This window comes from Sphingopyxis sp. MG (genome assembly GCF_002953155.1).
In the GTDB taxonomy this organism is placed as follows: Bacteria; Pseudomonadota; Alphaproteobacteria; order Sphingomonadales; family Sphingomonadaceae; genus Sphingopyxis; species Sphingopyxis granuli.
In genome coordinates this window covers 3,972,932-3,992,549 of record NZ_CP026381.1, presented here as the reverse complement: position 1 = coordinate 3,992,549, position 19,618 = coordinate 3,972,932, and the positions used below count along the sequence as shown (strand labels likewise).

At 70.1% G+C, this 19,618-nt stretch carries 18 protein-coding genes; 7 read left to right on the top strand and 11 right to left on the bottom strand.

Annotated elements, in window-relative coordinates:
• Nucleotides 1-10 precede the first annotated feature (10 nt).
• From holA to C3E99_RS18415, 4 genes are all read right to left on the bottom strand, one after another.
• Nucleotides 11-1,042 (bottom strand): DNA polymerase III subunit delta, encoded by a 1,032-nt coding sequence (gene holA, locus C3E99_RS18430; RefSeq protein WP_067111000.1) that lies wholly within the window; start codon nt 1,040-1,042, stop codon nt 11-13.
• Nucleotides 1,043-1,048: 6 nt separating this feature from the next.
• Entirely contained in the window at nt 1,049-1,594 is a 546-nt protein-coding gene (gene lptE, locus C3E99_RS18425) for an LPS assembly lipoprotein LptE (protein ID WP_067110997.1), read from the bottom strand.
• A gap of 196 nt (nt 1,595-1,790) precedes the next feature.
• Nucleotides 1,791-4,355 carry a leucine--tRNA ligase gene (leuS, locus tag C3E99_RS18420; protein WP_076073447.1) on the bottom strand — a complete coding sequence of 855 codons (2,565 nt, stop codon included), beginning with the start codon at nt 4,353-4,355 and terminating at the stop codon, nt 1,791-1,793.
• A gap of 50 nt (nt 4,356-4,405) precedes the next feature.
• Entirely contained in the window at nt 4,406-4,870 is a 465-nt protein-coding gene (locus tag C3E99_RS18415; RefSeq protein WP_067186816.1) for a DUF3576 domain-containing protein, read from the bottom strand.
• A 252-nt stretch (nt 4,871-5,122) separates the two neighbouring features.
• On the opposite strand from C3E99_RS18415, the gene C3E99_RS18410 reads away from it, so the two are divergent.
• Entirely contained in the window at nt 5,123-5,839 is a 717-nt protein-coding gene (locus C3E99_RS18410; RefSeq protein WP_067110992.1) for a hypothetical protein, read from the top strand.
• Here C3E99_RS18410 and C3E99_RS18405 read toward each other — a convergent pair.
• Nucleotides 5,812-6,468 (bottom strand): thiamine phosphate synthase, encoded by a 657-nt coding sequence (locus C3E99_RS18405; protein WP_104960218.1) that lies wholly within the window; start codon nt 6,466-6,468, stop codon nt 5,812-5,814. The genes C3E99_RS18410 and C3E99_RS18405 overlap by 28 nt on opposite strands.
• A 62-nt stretch (nt 6,469-6,530) precedes the next feature.
• Between C3E99_RS18405 and C3E99_RS18400 the strand changes: the two genes are divergently transcribed.
• Together C3E99_RS18400 and C3E99_RS18395 are read left to right on the top strand one after the other, a co-directional pair.
• Nucleotides 6,531-7,193: a YggS family pyridoxal phosphate-dependent enzyme gene (locus tag C3E99_RS18400; RefSeq protein ID WP_076073445.1), complete on the top strand. Its 663-nt coding sequence runs from the start codon at nt 6,531-6,533 to the stop codon at nt 7,191-7,193.
• A 31-nt stretch (nt 7,194-7,224) separates the two neighbouring features.
• Nucleotides 7,225-8,568, top strand: coding sequence for an MFS transporter (locus tag C3E99_RS18395; RefSeq protein WP_076073444.1), 1,344 nt, complete (start codon nt 7,225-7,227; stop codon nt 8,566-8,568).
• A gap of 22 nt (nt 8,569-8,590) precedes the next feature.
• On the opposite strand, the gene C3E99_RS18390 is transcribed toward C3E99_RS18395, so the two are convergent.
• Entirely contained in the window at nt 8,591-10,309 is a 1,719-nt protein-coding gene (locus C3E99_RS18390) for an NADPH-dependent assimilatory sulfite reductase hemoprotein subunit (protein WP_076073443.1), read from the bottom strand.
• Nucleotides 10,310-10,320: 11 nt separating this feature from the next.
• Nucleotides 10,321-12,150, bottom strand: coding sequence for an assimilatory sulfite reductase (NADPH) flavoprotein subunit (locus C3E99_RS18385; RefSeq protein WP_234002538.1), 1,830 nt, complete (start codon nt 12,148-12,150; stop codon nt 10,321-10,323).
• A 353-nt stretch (nt 12,151-12,503) separates the two neighbouring features.
• Here C3E99_RS18385 and C3E99_RS18380 point away from each other — a divergent pair, with 353 nt between their 5' ends.
• Nucleotides 12,504-13,142, top strand: coding sequence for a peroxiredoxin (locus tag C3E99_RS18380; RefSeq protein WP_067111702.1), 639 nt, complete (start codon nt 12,504-12,506; stop codon nt 13,140-13,142).
• Between the two features lie 209 nt (nt 13,143-13,351).
• On the opposite strand, the gene C3E99_RS18375 is transcribed toward C3E99_RS18380, so the two are convergent.
• Nucleotides 13,352-13,870 (bottom strand): DUF4402 domain-containing protein, encoded by a 519-nt coding sequence (locus C3E99_RS18375; RefSeq protein WP_076073442.1) that lies wholly within the window; start codon nt 13,868-13,870, stop codon nt 13,352-13,354.
• A gap of 163 nt (nt 13,871-14,033) precedes the next feature.
• On the opposite strand from C3E99_RS18375, the gene msrB reads away from it, so the two are divergent.
• Together msrB and C3E99_RS18365 are read left to right on the top strand one after the other, a co-directional pair.
• Nucleotides 14,034-14,435, top strand: coding sequence for a peptide-methionine (R)-S-oxide reductase MsrB (msrB, locus tag C3E99_RS18370; protein ID WP_076073441.1), 402 nt, complete (start codon nt 14,034-14,036; stop codon nt 14,433-14,435).
• Between the two features lie 77 nt (nt 14,436-14,512).
• Nucleotides 14,513-16,726, top strand: coding sequence for a transglycosylase domain-containing protein (locus tag C3E99_RS18365; protein ID WP_104960217.1), 2,214 nt, complete (start codon nt 14,513-14,515; stop codon nt 16,724-16,726).
• 182 nt (nt 16,727-16,908) lie between these two features.
• Here C3E99_RS18365 and C3E99_RS18360 read toward each other — a convergent pair whose 3' ends face one another.
• The 3 genes from C3E99_RS18360 to C3E99_RS18350 are packed head-to-tail and all read right to left on the bottom strand — an operon-like array spanning nt 16,909 to nt 18,696.
• Nucleotides 16,909-17,637 (bottom strand): M48 family metallopeptidase, encoded by a 729-nt coding sequence (locus C3E99_RS18360; protein WP_234002537.1) that lies wholly within the window; start codon nt 17,635-17,637, stop codon nt 16,909-16,911.
• The gene (locus tag C3E99_RS18355) at nt 17,618-18,064 is read right to left on the bottom strand and encodes a YcgN family cysteine cluster protein (RefSeq protein WP_076073439.1); all 447 of its coding nucleotides are present in this window, start codon (nt 18,062-18,064) and stop codon (nt 17,618-17,620) included. The genes C3E99_RS18360 and C3E99_RS18355 overlap by 20 nt, the downstream gene beginning before the upstream one ends.
• Nucleotides 18,052-18,696, bottom strand: coding sequence for an SCO family protein (locus C3E99_RS18350; RefSeq protein ID WP_199775032.1), 645 nt, complete (start codon nt 18,694-18,696; stop codon nt 18,052-18,054). The genes C3E99_RS18355 and C3E99_RS18350 overlap by 13 nt, the downstream gene beginning before the upstream one ends.
• A gap of 86 nt (nt 18,697-18,782) precedes the next feature.
• Between C3E99_RS18350 and C3E99_RS18345 the strand changes: the two genes are divergently transcribed.
• Complete coding sequence (locus tag C3E99_RS18345) at nt 18,783-19,403, top strand: ankyrin repeat domain-containing protein (RefSeq protein WP_076073438.1); 621 nt, start codon at nt 18,783-18,785, stop codon at nt 19,401-19,403.
• Nucleotides 19,404-19,618 lie beyond the last annotated feature (215 nt).

Here is a 19,618-nt window from a genome sequence, read left to right as displayed (position 1 = left end):
GATCCCTGAATTAGCGCGCTCGCGCCGCCTGGTGCGCGATGTCGGTCATCAGCTTGCGGAACAGCACCGCCCCCGCGGTGCCCGACGATTTGAGCGCGCGCTCGCAATCGAGCAGCCGCGTCATCAGCCGCGCGACGCGCAGCGAATCCCAGATGTGGAGCTGCGCCGTCACCGCATCGCGCTCCTTCCAGAAAACGCCGCTGCTCCGCGCCGATACCACCGTCGCCGGATGTGCGCCCGCATCGACCTCGGCGCGCAGCCGGGCGAGCTGCATCGCGCGGATGCCGAGCGCGCGGATGATGCGGATTTCGGCAACGCCGATCGCCGCCGCCTTCGCCAGCATGTCGGGCAGGTCGCGCACCTTGCCGCCGAGCGCGACGTTGATGCATGCGCTGACGTCCTCCTCGTGCGTCGCGGCGCCCAGCGCGGCGATGTCCGCCGCCGTCACCTGCCGCTGCCGGTCGGGCGCGGCGTCGAGGTAGAGCGCGATCTTCTCGATCTCGCGCCGCATCAGCGCCTGGTCGCCCGACACGAGATCGACGAGCAGCTGTGCATCGGCGTTGGACAGGCGCAACCCCTGATCCTGCGCCGCGTCCATCGCGATGCCGACCAGCGCGCGCCGGTCGGGCTGGTAGCAGATGGCGGCAACCGCCCCCGCCGCGCCCTCGACCAGCTTGACGAGCTTCGAACGCGCGCTCACCGACGCGCCGGTCGCGATCACCGGGTTGATCGCGGTGTCGGCGGCGAGCAGCGCCTCAACCGCCGACAGGCAATCGTCGCCGCTGCCCGCGATCTCCAGCCGGATCACCCGCGCCGGCGAAAAGAGCGACATCGACGCCGCCTCAGCGGCTAGCAGCGCCGCATCCTGCGACAGCTGCGGCGAGGCGAGGTCGAGCCGCTCAGCCTCCGGGCCCGCAAGCCCGACGAGATGCGCGGCGACCGCGCCCATCGTCGCCTCGTCGGGACCGGTGAGCAGGACGAAGCGGACCGCGGGGTCGAGGCGCGTCTGGCGTTCGAGGTCGGCGGGCTTGAGCGGCTTCATCGCCGCTCAGCGCGCCGGCGGGGGTGCCGGGGCAGCCGCGGCCTGCCCGCCGCCGCGGCTCGCGAACACCGCGACGCGCGCGACGATCTGGTCAGCGATGCCCTGCGCGAGCCGTTCGAGGGTCGAGGATTCGGCGGCGATCGTCGCATATTCGCTGCCGACGACGTCGATCCCCGCGTCGGCCGCGGCGGTCGCGTCGAGCAGCACCTCGCCCGACCCCGCATCGACGAGCTGGTAGCGCGCGCGCAGCGTCCGCCGCTCGCGCGTGACCGCATCGTCCGAGCGGACGCCGAAGCCGGTAATCGAATCCTCGAGCCGCACATCGAGCCGCAGCCGCGCGCCCGCGCCCTGCCCCGCCTGCGTCGGCTGGAGCCGGTCGCGCAGCGCGTTGCGGACGAGCCAGCCCGAATGCCCCTCGATCGGCGCGACATCGACATCGGCGAGCGTCCGCGCCACCGCGCCCTGGCTGCCGTTCGCATAGAGCGGGCGCAGTCCGCAGCCGCCGAGCAACAGCGAGGCGGCGACGAGCGAGGAGGTCAGGAGGCTACGCATCGGGGGAATAATGACCGCAATCCCTGTTCGTGTCGAGCCCGTCGACCGCCCGCAGGGGACCTCTGGCCGAAGTCGATGCAAGGTAGCGGCCCTTTCGCATTCCATGCGGCCATCCTTCTCCCCTCCCGCAGGCGGGAGGGGGTTGGGGATATCCCGATTTCGCTCGACGAAGCCGGAGAGTCGGCAGCACCCATCTTCAGGGAACGATGTTCACCAGCCGGTCGGGGACGACGATCACCTTCCTCGGCGCCGCGCCGCCGAGCAGGTCGGCGATGCGCGGCCGCGCCAGCGCCGCGGCCTCCGCCGCTGCCTTGTCCGCGCCCTTGGCCAGCGTCATCGTATCGCGCAGCTTGCCGGCGATCTGGATCGCGATCGTCACCTCGTCGTCGACGAGCAGCGCCGGATCGGCGGCCGGCCATGCCGCGTCGGCGACCATCGCGGCGCCGCGCCGGCTGTCGGGAAGCGCCGTCCACGCCTCTTCGGCGAGGTGCGGCATCATCGGCGCGACGAGCAGGATCAGCGTCCGGCACGCCTCGCCGCGGGTCGCCGAGGGCTTCGCCTTCTCGATCTCGTTGGCGAGCGCGTGGATCTTCGCCACCGCCTTGTTGAAGCCGAGCGCCTCGATGTCGGCGGCGACCCCGGCGATCGCCTGGTGCAGCTTGCGCGCGAGCGCCTTGTCCTCGCCGCCGTCGCCGACGACTTCGGTCTCGCCGAAGATCCGCCACAAACGCTGCACGAAGCGCCACGCGCCCTCGATCCCCGCCTCGCTCCACGGCAGGTCGCGCTCGGGCGGGCTGTCGGAGAGCATGAACCAGCGCGCCGCGTCGGCGCCATATTGGTCGAGGATGGCGTCGGGATCGACGACATTCTTCTTCGACTTCGACATCTTGATGACGCGGCCGACCGCGACCGGCGCGCCGTCGGCGTCGAGCGTCGCGCCGTCGGCGGTGCGCGTCACCTCGTCGGGGGTGAAATAGAGCGGCGGCATCCCCTCGCCCTGCGCCCGGCTATAGGTTTCATGCGTGACCATACCCTGCGTGAACAGGCTCGCGAACGGCTCCTTGATCTCGACCATCCCCAGCCGTTCGAGCGCGCGCGTCCAGAAGCGCGCATAGAGCAGGTGGAGGATCGCATGCTCGATGCCGCCGATATACTGGTCGACCGGCAGCCAGCGGCGGATGACCTCCGGGTCGAACGGCCGGTCCGCCGGCGCGCTCGCGAAGCGCAGGAAATACCAGGAGGAATCGACGAAGGTGTCGAGCGTGTCGGTTTCGCGCTCGGCGGCGCCGCCGCACGACGGGCAGGCGACATGCTTCCACGTCGGGTGGCGCAGCAGCGGATTGCCGGGGACCGAGAAATCGACGTCCTCGGGCAGCACGACGGGAAGCTGGTCCCTGGGCACCGGCACCGTGCCGCACGCCGGACAGTGGATGAAGGGGATCGGCGTTCCCCAATAGCGCTGGCGCGACACGCCCCAGTCGCGCAGGCGCCACACGGTCGTGCCCTTGCCCCAGCCTTCATGCTCGGCGCGCGCGATGATCGCGGCTTTCGCCTCGTCAACGGTCATGCCGTCGAGGAAATGGCTGTTCACCAGCCTGCCGGGGCCGGTGTAGGCCTCGTCGCCGGCGAAGACCTGTTCGGTCTCGTCGCCGTCGGCGATCACGCGGTGGACCGGCAGGCCATATTTGCGCGCGAAATCGAGGTCGCGCTGGTCGTGCGCCGGGCAGCCGAAGATCGCACCGGTGCCATAATCCATCAACACATAGTTCACCACCCATACCGGCAGATGCCAGTCGGGGTCGAGCGGATGCTGGACCGATACGCCGGTGTCGAAGCCCATCTTGTCCGCGGTTTCGAGCTGTTCGGCCGAGGTGCCCTGGCGCCGGCATTCGGCGATGAAGGCCGCGAGTTCGGGCGAATCCTTGGCGAGGCGCTCGGCGAGCGGATGGTCGGGCGCGATCGCCGCGAAGCTCGCACCGTACAGCGTGTCGGGGCGCGTCGTGAAGACATCGAACCCCGGTGCGCCGCCCGCGAGGCGGAACGAGAATTCCAGCCCCTGCGACTTGCCGATCCAGTTCTCCTGCATCAGCCGCACCTTGTCGGGCCAATGGTCGAGGCTCTTGAGCCCGTCGAGCAGATCGTCGGCGAAGGCGGTGATCTTCAGGAACCACTGCGACAGCTTCTTCTTCTCGACCGGCGCGCCCGACCGCCAGCCGCGCCCGTCGATCACCTGCTCGTTGGCGAGCACGGTCATGTCGACCGGGTCCCAGTTGACGTAGCTTTCCTTGCGCGTGACCAGCCCCGCGGCGAACAGGTCGAGGAACAGCGCCTGTTCCTGCCCGTAATAGTCGGGCTCGCAGGTCGCGAGCTCGCGGCTCCAGTCGATTGCGAGGCCGAGGCGCTTCAGCTGCGCGCGCATCGCGGCGATATTGTCGCGCGTCCAGCCGCCGGGGTGGACCCCCTTTTCCATCGCCGCATTCTCGGCCGGCATGCCGAAGGCGTCCCAGCCCATCGGATGGAGCACCGCGTGCCCGGTCATCCGCTTGAAGCGCGCGAGCACGTCGCCCATCGCATAGTTGCGGACGTGCCCCATATGGATGCGCCCCGACGGATAGGGGAACATCTCGAGGATATAGGCTTTCGGCTTGTCGCCCCCGACCATATCTTTGCTGTCGTCGGTGGCAAAGCTGTTCGCGGCCTCCCACGCCGCCTGCCAGCGGGCGTCGGCAGCCAGGGCGCCAAAGCGCGATTCGCGGGTCATGTCCTGTTTACCCCGTTGTCTGTCGGTTGGCGCGGGTCCGCGCCGGAGAATTAGCCTTCGAACGCGCTGCGGCGCAGGTCGCGGGCGCGGGTGAGGATGATCTCCTCCAGCTTCTGCACCGTCGCCGCCTGCACCGGCGCGTCGACCCAGCCGCCGCCCTGCGCGACCTGGCGCGACGCGGCGACGCGCAGCGCGTCGGCGCGCAGATCCTGGTCGAGGATCGACACCGTCACCTTCATGCGTTCGTTCGGGTTGCTCGGATTGGCGTACCAGTCGGTGATGATCACCCCGCCCGACGAATCGGCCTGGAGCAGCGGCATGAACGACAGCGAATCGAGCGACGCGCGCCACAGATAGCTGTTCACGCCGATCGTCGTCACCTGCGACGCGGCGAGGTCGGCCTTGGGCCGTTCCTTCCCGCCGCCGCACCCCGCGAGGCCGAGCGCCGCGACGCCGAGCAGGGCGAGCGCCGCCGGGCGGCGGCCGAGCCGGGCAAGGAAGGAAAGCTGGGGCATGCCGAATACCTTATCATGGGGCGCCGCCGGGCCGGGCGGCCGGCTGCGCTGCGGGAATTGCAAGCGTCTCTATCGCCGTTGCCGCCGTCCGGCAAGCGCGGCAATACGCCATCCGCCGCGGTCCCGACTGTGGTCATCGTGCAACAATCCGGGTAAAAGCAGGCATGGGACGATCGGGCGAAGCGGAAACGCTGGCAATCCGGCGGCAGCCGTCCTATCTGAAGATTCGATTGGGGTTGGAGTCGCAGGATAATGGCGCGGAAACCGCGACATTTTTGGAGGGGTAGCGTCGTCGTTCTGGCGACCCTTTCGCTCGCCCTGCCCCCTGCCCTCGCCGCGATGAGCCGCGCCGACCGCATCCGCGACACGACGCTGTCGCAGACGCTGCTCGGCCAGTTCACTCCCGCGTCGGGCGATCCGCGCCTGATCGCGCGCTACGTCCGCATGTCGGAAGAATCGCGCCGCGCGTTCAGCTTCACCCCCGCGATCACCGACGACAGCCGCAAGAATCGCGCGATCACCGTCGTGATCCGCGCCCGCGACGAGGCGTCGAGCGCCGCGCGCACCGCCGCGCTGGCCGCCGGGCGCAGCAAGACGCCGATCGGCATCGCCCCCGTCGCCTATGATCTGGGCGCATCGGTCGGCTTCCAGAAGTTCGTGACCCCGGCGCTGCCGAGCGGCACCGACCTGCGCAACCTGCCCGTCGCCAAGGCGCCCGAGCAGGAAGAGGCCAAGTCGCGCTTCGCCACCCGCGTCATCAACCGTGCCAGCGATCCGGCGGGCGCGACCGACCGCATCACCGCGCCGGGCGACAACCAGAGCGTCGATGTCGTCAGCAGCTATCGCCTGACGAAGAATCTCGATGTCACCGCGGGCGTGCGCTATCGTACCGACGACCGCTTCCAGCCGCTGACCGATTCGCGCCGCGACAGCCAGGCGGTCTATGTCGGGACGGCGTTCCGCTTCTGACGCTGCCGGCGCTTCGCCGCTTTCGTCTTTCCCCGATCATCCCACGCGTCGATCGCCGCCCAGCCGGGCACGGCGATGCCGCCGCCCGCCGCGCGGAGCCGCAGCGCGCGCGCGCGCGCCGGCGTCATGCCGCCGAGCGCGACCGCCCGCCCGCCAGCCAGCCGCGCGAGCCGCAACCGCTCGGCGGTCGATAGCGTCGGCGCGCCGGGGTGCGAACGCGTCGGGTGGAGCGGCGAGACGAACACTGCTTGCGCACCGGCGCGGCGCGCGGCGCGCGCCTCGGCGCGGTCGTGGACAGCCATCGTGCGGACCAGATCCAGCCGCCGCGCCTGCGCCGCCGCGCCGCGCCCCTGCCGGCGCAGATGCACGCCGTCGGCGCCCCAGCGCCGCGCCAGCGCCGGCGGCCCCGCGAGCAGCAGCGACAGGTGCCGCGCTCGCGCGATGCGCGCGAGGCGCCGGAACAGGCGCCAGCGCGCACCGGGCGCCAGCCCGTCGTGCCGCACGACGATACCGCTGCCCGGCGGCAGCAGCGCCGCCAGCCGCGCGAGCGGCGTCGCGGCGCGTTCGTCGGTGAACAACCAGACACCGGAAAGGCGGGCACCGCGCGGCGGGGGGTGGCGTCGAGGCATCGCTCTTCCTATAGGCGCGTCGGGGCGGCGCGCAACGCGCACGCCACCCGGAGGCGAACGGAATGGACCAAGCGGCAGAGCGGCTGGCGGAGGTGCGGGCCAACATCGCGGCGGCGGCGAAGCGCGCCGGCCGCGAGGCCGACGCCGTCTGCCTGATCGCGGTGTCGAAGACGCACGACGCCGACGCCATCCGCCCGCTGATTGCCGCCGGCCAGCGTCATTTCGGCGAGAATCGCGTGCAGGAGGCCGCGGCCAAATGGCCCGCGCTGCGCGCCGAAGCATCTGGCATCACGTTGCACCTGATCGGCCGGCTCCAGTCGAACAAGGCCGAGGATGCGGTGATGCTGTTCGACGCAATCCACTCGGTCGACCGCCCGTCGCTGGTACACGCGCTGGCGAAGGCGTGCGACCGGCTGGACCGGCGCCCGCGCCTCTTCGTCCAGGTCAATGTCGGCGACGAGGCGCAGAAGGGCGGCTGTGCGGTCGCCGACCTGCCCGCATTGCTCGCCGAGGCGGCGGAGGCCGGATTGCGCATCGAGGGGCTGATGGCGATCCCCCCGGCGGATCGCGAACCCGCGCCCTATTTCGCGCTGCTCGACGAACTCGCCGAACGGCACGCGCTGCCGCTGCGCTCGATGGGGATGAGCGGCGATTATCCGACCGCGGTGATGCTGGGCGCGACGCACGTGCGCGTCGGCACCGCCCTGTTCGGGGCGCGGGACTAAGGAAGACAGCAGCGTCGGGGAGGAAAGCGAGATGGACCATGAACAGACAGCCGACCTTCCCTATCTGAAGAAGGTGGTCGGCGCGTCGATGGCCGGCACCGTCGTCGAATGGTATGAATTCTTCCTCTACGGCACCGCCGCGACGCTGGTGTTCGGCAAGCTCTTCTTCCCCGACACCGGCAACGAGCTCGACGGCATCATCGCGGCCTTCGCCACCTATGCCGTCGGCTTCCTCGCCCGGCCGCTGGGCGGGGTGGTGTTCGGCCATGTCGGCGACCGCATCGGCCGCAAGGCGCTGCTGCAGCTCAGCCTCGTGCTGATCGGCGTGTCGACCTTCCTGATGGGCTGCCTGCCGGGCTTCGACAGCATCGGCTATTGGGCGCCGGCGCTGCTGGTGCTGCTGCGCTTCGTGCAGGGCTTCGCGCTCGGCGGCGAGTGGGGCGGGGCGGTGCTGCTCGTCACCGAGCACAGCCCGAACCGCAGCCGCGCCTTCTGGGGCAGCTTCCCGCAGGCGGGGGTGCCGCTCGGCAACCTGCTCGCGACCGCGGTGCTGCTGATCCTCGCGGCGACGCTGTCCGACGCGGATTTCCTCGCCTGGGGCTGGCGCGTCGGCTTCTGGCTGTCGGCGGTGATCGTTGTCATCGGCTATTATATCCGCACCCAGGTCAGCGACTCGCCGATCTTCGAGGAGGCGCGGGCGCACGCCGAGGCCTCGGCCGGAGGGGGCTATGGTCTTACCGAGGTGTTTCGCCACTATCCGCGCGGCGTGTTCACCGCGATGGGTCTGCGCTTCGGCGAGAATATCGTCTATTATATGGTGGTTACCTTCTCGATCACCTATCTTCACCATCGCGAGATCGACACGACGCGCATCCTCGCGCTGCTGTTTGCCGCGCATATTGTCCACGTCGTCGCCATTCCGCTGGTCGGCGCGCTCGCCGACCGGATCGGGCGCCGGCCCGTCTATATCGCCGGGGCCGCGCTCACCATGGTCTGGCCGTTCCTCGCCTTCCCGATGTTCGACACCGGCGCCACCGCGACGATCCTTGCCGCGATCATGCTCGGCCTCGCGATCCACGCACTGATGTATGCGCCGCAGCCCGCGATCATGGCGGAGATGTTCCCGACGCGCATGCGCTATTCGGGCGTGTCGCTCGGCTATCAGGTGACGGCGATCGTCGCGGGGTCGTGGGCGCCGCTGATCGGCACCGCGCTGCTGCGCGAATATGACAGCTGGACCCCGATCGCCGCCTATATCGCCATCGCCGCCGCGGTCAGCCTGCTGTCGGCGCTGGCGATGCGCGAGACCAGGGGCACGTCGCTGCTCGCGCTCGACGCAGCCGACCGCAACCGCCCAGCGGCGGCGGCGGGCTGATCGGCCTTTACCCGAAAACGCCCTAATCGTTCGAGAAGCGGCCCTCGGTCACTTCGCGGACGATGCCCGCGCGGATGGTGAAATCGCCGAAATGCTCGCCCGGCTGCCGCTCGGCGGCATAGCGGCCCAGCGTTTCGTCGAGCGTCTCGAGGATCGCCGCCTCGCCGATATTCTCGCGATAGAGGCGCCCGAGGCGCTGGCCATGGAAACCGCCGCCCAGATAGAGATTATATTTGCCCGGCGCGCGGCCGGTCAGCCCGATCTCGGCGATATAGGGGCGGGCGCAGCCGTTGGGGCATCCCGTCATGCGCAGCGTGATCGGTTCCTTCTCCAGCCCGTGGCGCGACAGGATCGCCTCGATGCGGGTGATCAGGCTGGGCAGATAGCGTTCGCTGTCCGCCATCGCGAGGCCGCAGGTCGGCAGCGCGACGCATGCCATCGCATTGAGCCGCAACGTGCTGCGCGCGTTGAGCGCGGCGAGCCCGGTCTCGGCGAGCAGCGCCTCGATTGCCGGCCGGTCGGCGGCGGCGATCCCGGCGATCATCAGATTCTGGTTGGGGGTCAGGCGGAAATGCCCCTTGTGGACGCGCGCGATCGGTTCGATCCGGTCGAGCAGATCGCGGTCGAGCCGGCCGTTCTCGACGAACAGCGTATAATGGTGGACGCCATCGTCCGATTCGGTCCAGCCATAGCGGTCGGCGTTCGAGGTGAAGGCATAGGGGCGCGCGGGATCGAGCGGCCCGGCGCGATCCTCGATCGCCGCCTTGATCCAGTCGAGCCCCTTGTCGTCGATCGTATATTTGAAGCGCGCCCGCGCGCGGTCGGCGCGATTGCCATAGTCGCGCTGGACGCCCATCACCGCCTCGGTCACCGGATAGAGCCGGTCGGGGGTGATGAAGCCGATCACCGACGCGGTGCGCGGATAGGTGTGCGGCGCCTTGTCGGTGCGCCCCATGCCGCCGCCGATCGCGACGTTGAAGCCGGCGATCCGCCCGTCATCGCCGACGATGGCGATATAGCCGAGGTCCTGGGCATAGATGTCGATGTCGTTGTTCGGCGGGATGACGAAGCCGATCTTGAACTTGCGGGGCATGTAGGTGCGCCCGTAGAAAGGCTCCTCAGGCCCGGAGGTCGCAACCCGTTCCTCGCCGTACCAGATTTCGTGATAGGCGCCCGTTTTCGGGATCACATGGTCGCTGACCGCCTTCGCCAGATCGGCGAGTTCGGCCTGCAGCGCGGGGAATTCGGGATAGACGGTCGCCATCACGCCGCGCGAATCGTCGCCGCACGCCGCCACCGTGTCGAGCAGCACCTCGTGCAGCCCGCGGATCAGCGGGACGAGGTCCTGCTTGAGCACCCAGTGGAACTGAAAGGTCTGGCGCGTCGTCATGCGCAGCGTCTCGCCGCCGTGCGCGCAGGCCAGTTCGGCGATCTTCAGCCAGCGTTCGGTCGTGCAGATGCCCCCGGGCAAGCGGACGCGGATCATGAACTGAAAGGCGGGCTCCAGCTTCTGCCGGCGGCGCTCGTCGCGGACGTCGCGGTCGTCCTGCTGATAGATGCCGTGGAACTTCATCAGCTTGATGTCGTTGCCGGGCACCGCGGAGGTGATGCGGTCGAGCAGCCCGAGCGCAATTGTCCCGCGCAGCTGGTCGCTTTCGGCCTTCAACGTCTCGTCGGGGCTCAGCCGGTCGAGCGGCTGCGACACGTCCTGGCTGCGGTCGGTGGGGGGAAGCAGGTCCATCGGGCGGTTCCTCAATAGATGTCGCGCTGGTAGCGGCCGTCGCGCTGCAGATCGCGCAGATATTCCTCGGCATCCTCGGTCTGGACGCTCGCCTGTTCGGCGATCAGCGCGACCAGCGCGGCGTGGACGTCGGGCGCGAGCCGCGCCGCGTCGCCGCAGACATAGAGGTGCGCGCCCTCCTCCAGCCAGGCATGGACGTCGCGCGCCTGTTCGCGGAGGCGGTGCTGGACGTAGAGCTTCTGGGTGCCGTCGCGCGAGAAGGCGACGTCCATCCGTGTCAGCGTGCCGTCGGCCAGCCATTGCTGCCATTCGGTCTGGTAGAGGAAGTCGCTGCGGAAATGGCGCTCGCCGAAGAACAGCCACGCCCGGCCGCCGCCGCGCGCTTCGCGCTCCTGCAGGAAGGCGCGATAGGGGGCAACGCCGGTGCCGGCGCCGATCATGATGATCGGCCGCCCCTCGGGCGGCAGGCGGAAATGCGGATTGGCCTGGATATAGACGGGAACCACCGAGTCGATTTCCACGCGGTCGGCGATCTGGCCGGAGGCGACCCCCGACCGCGGCTGGTCGTGCAGCGCATAGCGCACCGGCGCGACGGTGATATGCGCCTCGTCGGGGCAGGCGGCGAGACTGGACGCGATCGAATAGAGCCGCGGCTGGAGCGGCCGCAGCCCATCGGCGAAGCGCTGCGGATCAACGCCCTTCAGCGGAAAGGCGCGGACGATGTCGACGATGTGGTTGGCGTGCAGGAACGCCGCGCGCTCGCCGCTGTCCATCGCCGCGAACACGTCGCCGGTTCCGGTCAGCGCGCCCCAATGGTCGAGAAAACGCAGCGTCGCGGTCGTCACCTCGAGCGACGTCGCCAGCGCCTCTTCCAGCGTCGTCGCCTTCCCCTTGAGAGTCAGCGGCGCGCTGCCCGGCAGGTCGAGCGCGGCCAGCAGCGCCTCGACCGCCGCCGGGTCGTTGCGCGCGACGAACCCCAGCGCGTCGCCGGGCTGATAGCTGAGCCCCGATCCCGCGAGCGACAGCTCGACATGCTGGGTCTCCTTGCTCGACCCGCGCCCCGACAGGCGAATCTTCTCGATCACCGTCGCCGGAAAGGGATTGCGCTTGTCGTGGCCGGCATCCGGGGCGGACGCGGGCGCCGCACCGGCCGGCGCGGCCGGCGTTGCGGGCGCCGCTTCGGCCTGTTCGGCGGCGAGCAGCGCCAATATGTCGACGCTCCATTCGGCCGCGGGCTCGTCGAAATCGACGTCGCAGTCGACGCGCGGGCGCAGCCGCTGCGCCCCCAGCGCCTCCAGCCGCGCGTCGATCCGCTTGCCGGCACCGCAGAACTGCTCATAGCTCATGTCGCCGAGCGCGAGGACGGCATAGCGCAGGTCGGGCAGCGGCGGCGCCTTGCGGCTCTCGACGAAATCGAAGAAATCGGCCGCGGGCTGCGGCGGGTCGCCCTCGCCATGGGTGGCGACGACGATCAGCAGGTCCTGCTCGTCCTTCAGCCGGCGCGGCTTGTAGTCGGCCATGTCCGACAGTAGCGGGGCGAGACCCTGCGCGGTCGCCGCGGCGGCGAGGCTCTTCGCCAGTTCGGCGCCGTTGCCGGTCTCGCTGCCATAAAGGATGGCGAGCGTGCGCGCCGCCGGGCGCGGCGCGGCGGGGGCAGGCGACGCGAGCGCTCCCGCACCGCCGCCGCGCGCCAGTCCGAGCGCCAGCCCCGCGAAATAACCGCTCGCCCAGCGCGCCTGCTCGGCGGTCAGCGTCGCGCCCAGCGCCTCGACCAGCCCGGCCTGCTCGCCCGTCAGCAGGGCAGGGGCATGCTGCGGTGCCGTCATGATTTCAGCCGTCATCTCTCTCGACCCTTCGACGATAGGGAGGCGCTTCGCCTCCGGCTGCCCACTCGTATGCGGCGCGGCAGCGAGGCGAGCGCAATGGCGGCGCAGATCGCACGGCGGGCGGAAAACTGGCAAAGGAAATGTTGGGAATCCGCGGCGATAATAAGTTGGGATCGGCCAAAGGATTCTTTACTGCTTCAATAAGAAGCAAAAATTTTTATGATGATGTTCAATATATTTTCTGTTTAATGCTCCGATCCCGCAGTCATAACGGGATTCAATATTTGATTTGCGCTACCCAACAATATCTAGGTTCGGTCGCCCGCTGCCTTCTGCGATGGTCGCCGCCATTGCCAAGGAGAGCTGACATGTCGATTTTGCTGGGACAGACCGCACCCGATTTTGAACAGGAAAGCACCGCGGGGACCATTCGCTTTCACGAATGGCTCGGCGACTCGTGGGGGCTGCTGTTCAGCCACCCCAAGGATTATACGCCGATCTGCACCACCGAACTGGGTGAGGTCGCGCGGCTGCGCGGCGAGTGGGACAAGCGCGGGGTCAAGACGATCGGCCTGTCGGTCGATCCGCTCGACTCGCACTTCGGCTGGGCGAAGGACATCGAGGAAACGCAGGGGCAGAAGCTCGACTATCCGCTGCTCGCCGATTTCGACGGCAAGGTCTCGGCGCTCTACGAGATGATCCATCCCGATTCGGACCCGACCTATACGGTGCGCTCGGTGTTCGTCGTCGACCCGAACAAGAAAATCCGGCTGATCCTGACCTATCCGCCCAGCTCGGGCCGCAATTTCGCGGAGATATTGCGGGCGATCGACAGCCTCCAGCTCACCGACGCGCAGCCGGTGGCGACCCCGGTCAACTGGAACCCCGGCGATGCGGTCATCATCTCGCCGAAGCTGTCCGACGCGGACGCGAAGCAGCGCTTCCCGCAGGGGTTCAAGACATTGAAACCCTATCTCCGCTCGGTCGAACTCGAAGCCTCGGCCTGAGGCGCGGCACGGCGGGTCCGCATCGGCCTAGGACGGATCGACATTCAGCTCTGGCGGCCTGCAAATGGCGGCTTTTCGCGCTTCCGGTGCTCACGTGCCATCAGCACGCTGCGCTCCGGGTCCCGAAAATCCACCATTTTGACCTGTGGTCGTCTTCGACTCCGGCTCGCCATCTTCTGAATGTCGATCCGTCCTGGGGTGCGGACCCGCTATTGATATTCGACCGTCACCGGGATGCGGCCGCGATAGTCGCCGTCGTCGAGCCCCGCGACCTGCAGGCGGCCGCCGAAGCGGAAGCGCAGCCGGCCGTCGGGGCCGAGCCGCGGCGCCGGCGGCAGGTCGGTGACGAGCCCGGTGACGCGCGCCGCGCGCCCGCTGCCGCTTTCGAGGTCGACCGCCGTCGGCAGCACGACGCGCACCGCCGCGCCCGGCTCGCCGCGCACCGATACCACCCCCGACAGCGCGAAACCCCCGAGATCGAAGAGCGCGCCGCGCAGCCGCCGCACGCCCGATACGGGGTCGACCTCGACCTCGCCGCCCGCGGCGCCGACCGCGACGCGGCCCATGTCGAGCTGCGTCTCGATCTCGACGCGCAGCGGCGTTTCCGCGGTGCGCCCGATTCGCGGCGCGGCCCCGGCTTCGGCGCCGGGCGCGCACAGCAGGCATTGCGCCGCCGCCGGCGCCGCCGCGGAAGCCAGGATCGGAACGAGGGCGACGGGCCATCTCACGCCCTCACCCTGCCACGATCATGGTTAAGTGCGCGTAAAGCCGCCGCGTCGCAAAGGGGACGGCAGCCCCCGCCCGCCCCCTTGCGACGCGGCCGCGGCGGGCCGATATATGCGAGCGGAAGGCCGCGCCGCCCCGCCGCGCGCACCCGCAAGGAGAGCCCCGATGACCGACAACCGAACCGCCCTCGACCCGATGGCGCATCATGTGCTGCGCGAAAGCGGCACCGAGCGCGCCTTCACCGGCAAATACAATGATTTCAAGGGCGACGGCATCTATCGCTGCGCCGGCTGCGGCGCGCCGCTGTTCGACAGCCGCACCAAATATGACAGCGGCTCGGGCTGGCCGAGCTACACCGCCCCCGCGAGCGAGGGCGCGGTCAGCGAGCATCGCGATACGCGCCACGGCATGACGCGGATCGAGGTGCGCTGCGCCGCGTGCGAAGGCCATCTCGGCCATGTCTTTCCCGACGGCCCCGGCCCGGCGGGCCTGCGCTATTGCATCAACAGCGCGGCGCTTGACTTCGCCGAGCGCGGACGGGATGAGGCGGAGACCGGCGCGGGCTGACTACATCCCTCGCGCCCAAGGGGCCGACGTCAACGGGCTGTGACTGACAGGGCGCAGCGAGGGAAGGAACACGGACTTTGCGCCGCGAACGACAGCCGGCTTCGTCGGGAAAATCCTCGTCTTCGGGCAAGACGCCCCGCTCGGGCGCGGCGGCGCTGCCGCGCTGGCGGCTGTGGCTGCGCCGCGCCGTCCGCTGGGGGCTGGCGCTCGCCTTCGTCGGCGCGGTCGCGCTGGCGGTCGCGGTCGGGCTCGCGGTGCAGCGGATGCCCAGCTTCGAGGCGCTCAAGAAATCGCCCGCCGGCCAGACGGTGCGCATCCACGCCGCCGACGGCACCGTCTTCTTCTCGCTCGGGCCGAACTACGGGCGCTGGCTGACGCTGCGCGAGGTGCCGCAGGTGATGCAGGACGCGATGGTCGCGGTCGAGGACCGCCGCTTTCGCTATCACCCCGGCCTCGACCCGGTCGGGATGACCCGCGCCGCGGTGTTCGCGGTGCGCACCCACGGCACCGGGCGGCGCATGCAGGGCGCCTCGACGATCACCCAGCAACTCGCGCGCAACATCTTCCTGTCGAACAGCTACACCTGGACGCGCAAGGGGCGCGAGATGGTGCTCGCGCTCGCGCTCGAATGGAAATTCTCGAAGGACGAGCTGCTCGAACTCTATCTGAACAAGGTCTATTTCGGCGGCGGCAGCTATGGCGTCGACGCCGCGTCGCGCCGCTTCTTCGGGCATAGCGCGACCCAGATGTCGCTGTCGGAGGCGGCGGTGATCGCGGGGCTGGTCAAGGCGCCGTCGCGCTATTCGCCGACCGCCGACGCGCAGGCGGCGCTGGGCCGCGCCGGCGTCGTGCTCGAAACGATGGTCGACGCGGGCTTCATCACCCGCTCGCAGGCCGCCGGCGCCGAGCCCGCCAACGTCCAGCTCGCGCAGGAGACGGGACAGAACAGCGCGCGCTATTTCACCGACTGGGCGCTGCCGCAGCTCGACATGCTGATCGACGAGGGCAACGAGCCGCTCGACGTCTACACGACGATCGACCTCGGCATGCAGCGCGCGGCGACCGCGGCGATCCAGGCCAACGCCCCCGGCGGCGTGCAGGGCGCGCTCGTCGCGCTCGACCGCGACGGCGCGGTGCGCGCGATGGTCGGCGGCACCGATTACGTCACCTCCAACTACAACCGCGCGACGCAGGCAGTGCGCCAGCCGGGATCGGCGTGGAAGCTGTTCGTCTACATGGCCGCGCTCGAGGCGGGCTACAAGGTCGACGACCAGGTGGTCGACGAGCCGGTGACGATCAACGGCTGGAGCCCGCGCAACTCGTCGGGGCGCTTCGCCGGACCGATGAGCCTGCGCACCGCCTTCGCCTATTCGGTGAACACCGTCGCGGCGAAGCTGGGCGACGAGATCGGCTTTTCGTCGGTCGCCAACATGGCGCGCCGGCTGGGCATCACCACCCCGATCAACACCCATCCGTCGATGGTGCTGGGCAGCGCGGAGGTGCGCGTGATCGACATGACCGCCGCCTTCGCCGCGGTCGCGCGCGGCGGCGTGTCGGTGCAGCCCTACGGCATCACGCGGGTGACCACCGCCGACGGCCGCCTGCTCTATCAGCGCCCCGCCGAGCGCGGGCAGGTGCTGGTCGATCACTGGGTCGCCGCCGGCATCACCGACCTGCTCCAGACCGCGGTCAACACCGGCACCGGCAAGGCGGCGCAGATCGGGCGCCCGGTCGCGGGCAAGACCGGCACGACGTCGAGCAACAAGGACGGCTGGTTCCTCGGCTTTTCGAGCGGCATCACCACCGGCGTGTGGATGGGCCGCGACGATGCGAAGCCGGTCGGCGGGCTGCAGGGCGGCCGCGCCCCGGCGCGCGCCTTCGCCGACTTCATGCGCGTCGCGGTCGCCAAGCGCCCGATCGAGCCCTTCGATACCGAGGTCAAGCTGCCCGAATGGCAGCTCGAAGAGGATGGCGAGGCCTATTTCGGCGCCCCCGAGGAGGATGGCGCGCTGGTCGACGAGAACGGCATGCCGATCGAATTGCCCGCGCTCGGCCCGCCGCCCGAAGAAGGCACCGCCGCACCGCCGCCGCCCCCGCCCGCCGACGGCCCGGTGCTGAACCAGCAGTGGATCGAGGAGCAGACCGGCCGCCGCCCGCCCGCCGACCCCGGCGCGGCGCCCAGGGCCGTGCCGCAGCTCAAGGCCCCGCCGGCCGCCGCCCCGAAGATCATCGTCCCCCTGCCCAAGACCCCGGCGCGCCCGCCGAACGGCGAGGGCGACCGGGCGGGCTGACGTCCGTTGAGGGCGGCTCGCGCCGGCGTTTCTTTTCGATTTCCGGAGACGCCCTGAATGTTCCCCGGCGAAAGCCGGGGTCCACGCGGGGCAGCGCCACGCCACCTGGACCCCGGCTTTCGCCGGGGAACGAGCCCTTGCGTGTCCAAAGCCCTATACCGAACCAGCCGCAGCCCGGCCGGTCAGCCGAAGCGATAGCGGTGCAGTCCGCGCCCTTCGCGGCGCAGCCAGGCGCGCGCGGCGGCGACGTCACCGTCGTGCAACGCCGCGACGAGCGCGTGGAACGCCGGGCCGTGGTCCATATGCGCGAGGTGCGCGACCTCGTGCGCGACGGTGGCGCGGCGGACATGGTCGGGCGCCAGGATCAGCCGCCAGCTATAGCGCAGGTCGCCCGCGGCGGTGCAGCTTCCCCAGCGGCTGCGCGGGTCGCCGACCCCGACGCGGCCGACGCGCAGCCCCGCCGCCGCCGCGATCGCGCGGCTTTCGCGTTCCATCAGCGCCAGCGCCTCGGCCCTCAGCCAGCGCTCGATCCGCCGCCCCACCCCGGCCGCCGGGCCGCCGACATGCAGGGCATCGTCCGCCAGCCGCACCGCGCGCGGCGCGGAGGCCGACCAGAGGATGCGCCGCTCGACCCCGAACAGGGGCAGCAGCGTGTCGGGTCCGACCGTCACCGGCGCCGCCGCCTTGCCGACCTGCTCGGCGAGCCAGTCCTGCTGCTCGCTCGCCCAGCGCAGCGCCTTGGCGCTGTTCCCCCGGCGCGGCAGCGTCAGCCGCAGTTCGGCGCGCGCGGCGTCGAGGACCAGGCGATAGCGCCGCGCGCGGGCATGGTGGACCAGCCGCACCGGCCAGACCTCGTCGCCGATCCGGATCTGCGGCGCCTCCGCCGCGCGATCAGACGACGCGTTCCACAAGATGGTTCTCCAGCGGCCCGGCGACATCCTCACCGACCGTCCAGCCGACGATCGATTCGCCCGCGCGGTGCACCGCGTCGCGGTCGCCGCACACCAGATAGTGCCAGTCTGGCAGCGGCCGCCCCTCGGCACGCAGCCGATAGGCGCAGCTTTGCGGCAGCCATTCGATATCGGCGACCCTGGCCTTGGTCAGCGTCAGGCAATCGGGGACGTGGCGGCGGCGGTGCCGATAGTCGCCGCACCGCGCGGTCTTCAGGTCGAGCAGGCGGCACGCGACATTGGTCGGATAGATGCGGCCCGTGTCCTCGTCCTCCAGCTTGTGGAGGCAGCATTTGCCGCAGCCGTCGCACAGCGCCTCCCACTCGCCGGCGTCGAGGCTGGCGAGCGGCGCCTCCCAGAAGCGGCGCGCGGGCGCTACTTCACCCATTTCGCCAGCTCGGCGGCGACCTCGGCCGGCGCGCCCTCGTCGCCATCGGTCGACGGGTCGTCGAGCGGCAGCATCGCGAGCGGCTTGTCGTCGGGGTTCATCAGAAAGGCGATCTGGCTGTGCGCCATCAGGTAGCGGTCGGGCGCCGATCCCGCGACCTTGTTGTAAACGACGGCATAATCCTTCGCGACCGCCGCAATCTGTTCGGGGGTGCCGGTGAGGCCGAGCAGGCGCGGGTGATAGCGCGCGACGAAGGGCTTCAGCGCCGCGGGCGTGTCGCGCGCCGGGTCGACGGTGACGAACAGCGGCTGCACCTTCGCGCCCCGCGCGGGGTCGGCCTTCTCGAACTGCGCCAGCCCGCGCATCAGCTTCTGCAAATCGACCGGGCAGATGTCGGGGCAATAGCTGTAGCCGAAATAGACGATGCGATATTTCCCCGCGAAATCGCCGTCGCGCACCGTGCGGCCGTCCTGGTCGGTCAGCGTGAAGGGGCCGCCGATCCGCGCGCCGGCGAGCGGCGGCTGCGCCTCGGGCGCCTTGGCCGGGCCGCCGCACGCGGCGAGCGCGGTGCAAAAGACGAGCATCAGGCTTGCGCAGAGCAGGCTTCGGGCGATATTCAGGCCGTTCATCATCGGGCCAGCCTTGCGGGGCTAGACGCCGAAAATCAACCTTTGTCGTCGCTGGGGGGACGGCGATCCTGTTCGGGGGTTCTTCGATCATGTCCAGGCGCGCGTCCTTTCGCTTCGCTTCCACCCTGCTGATCGCGGCGACGCTGGGGACGCTCGCCGTTCCGGGCGCGCAGGCGCAGTTCCGCGGCGGCTATGCCTTTCTGCAGGCGGTCGAGAATCGCGACGGCAACAAGGCGACCGACGCGTTGAAGGACGATTCGACGCTGATCAACGCGCGCAACCCCGACACGGGGGAGACCGCGCTGGCGATCGTCGTCAAGCGCCGCGACGCGACCTGGCTGCGCTTCCTGCTCGGCAAGGGCGCCGACCCGGCGATCGCCGACCGGCAGGGGGTGACGCCGCTGATGCACAGCGCGCTGCTCGACTTCACCGACGGCGCGGACGAACTGCTGAACCGGAACGCGCCGGTCGACCAGACCAACCGCCGCGGCGAAACCGCGCTGATCCTGGCGGTGCAGGCAAAGAACAGCGCGATGGTCCGCCTGCTCGTCCGGCGCGGCGCCAACCCCGACAAGGCCGACCATATCGCGGGCATGTCGGCGCGCGACTATGCGAAGCGCGACGACCGCAGCGGCCAACTCCTCGCGCTGCTCGACGCCAAGCCCGACGCGCCGCTGCGCGACATCGGGCCGGTCTTCGGGCCCAAGTGATCCGGCCGGCTGCGGGACTTTCCCTGCCTCGTACTTCTTCCAGCACGGTGTCGTTCCCCGGCAAATGCCGGGGTCCACGCAGGGCAGCGCTACGCCATCTGGACCCCGGCTTTCGCCGGGGAGCTGGCCTGAGGGGCATGGCCCCGACTTGATCCAGGGTGAGGAGAAGCATTCGCACGCCCTCCAAAACCCGACGATGCCGTATCAATGTGATA

Bases quoted from the DNA above. Each gene is read 5' to 3' on its own strand.
- holA (WP_067111000.1), bottom strand. From the start codon at position 1,042: ATGAAGCCGCTCAAGCCCGCCGACCTCGAACGCCAGACGCGCCTCGAC.
- lptE (WP_067110997.1), bottom strand. From the start codon at position 1,594: ATGCGTAGCCTCCTGACCTCCTCGCTCGTCGCCGCCTCGCTGTTGCTC.
- leuS (WP_076073447.1), bottom strand. From the start codon at position 4,355: ATGACCCGCGAATCGCGCTTTGGCGCCCTGGCTGCCGACGCCCGCTGG.
- C3E99_RS18415 (WP_067186816.1), bottom strand. From the start codon at position 4,870: ATGCCCCAGCTTTCCTTCCTTGCCCGGCTCGGCCGCCGCCCGGCGGCG.
- C3E99_RS18410 (WP_067110992.1), top strand. From the start codon at position 5,123: ATGGCGCGGAAACCGCGACATTTTTGGAGGGGTAGCGTCGTCGTTCTG.
- C3E99_RS18405 (WP_104960218.1), bottom strand. From the start codon at position 6,468: ATGCCTCGACGCCACCCCCCGCCGCGCGGTGCCCGCCTTTCCGGTGTC.
- C3E99_RS18400 (WP_076073445.1), top strand. From the start codon at position 6,531: ATGGACCAAGCGGCAGAGCGGCTGGCGGAGGTGCGGGCCAACATCGCG.
- C3E99_RS18395 (WP_076073444.1), top strand. From the start codon at position 7,225: ATGGACCATGAACAGACAGCCGACCTTCCCTATCTGAAGAAGGTGGTC.
- C3E99_RS18390 (WP_076073443.1), bottom strand. From the start codon at position 10,309: ATGGACCTGCTTCCCCCCACCGACCGCAGCCAGGACGTGTCGCAGCCG.
- C3E99_RS18385 (WP_234002538.1), bottom strand. From the start codon at position 12,150: ATGACGGCTGAAATCATGACGGCACCGCAGCATGCCCCTGCCCTGCTG.
- C3E99_RS18380 (WP_067111702.1), top strand. From the start codon at position 12,504: ATGTCGATTTTGCTGGGACAGACCGCACCCGATTTTGAACAGGAAAGC.
- msrB (WP_076073441.1), top strand. From the start codon at position 14,034: ATGACCGACAACCGAACCGCCCTCGACCCGATGGCGCATCATGTGCTG.
- C3E99_RS18355 (WP_076073439.1), bottom strand. From the start codon at position 18,064: ATGGGTGAAGTAGCGCCCGCGCGCCGCTTCTGGGAGGCGCCGCTCGCC.
- C3E99_RS18350 (WP_199775032.1), bottom strand. From the start codon at position 18,696: ATGATGAACGGCCTGAATATCGCCCGAAGCCTGCTCTGCGCAAGCCTG.
- C3E99_RS18345 (WP_076073438.1), top strand. From the start codon at position 18,783: ATGTCCAGGCGCGCGTCCTTTCGCTTCGCTTCCACCCTGCTGATCGCG.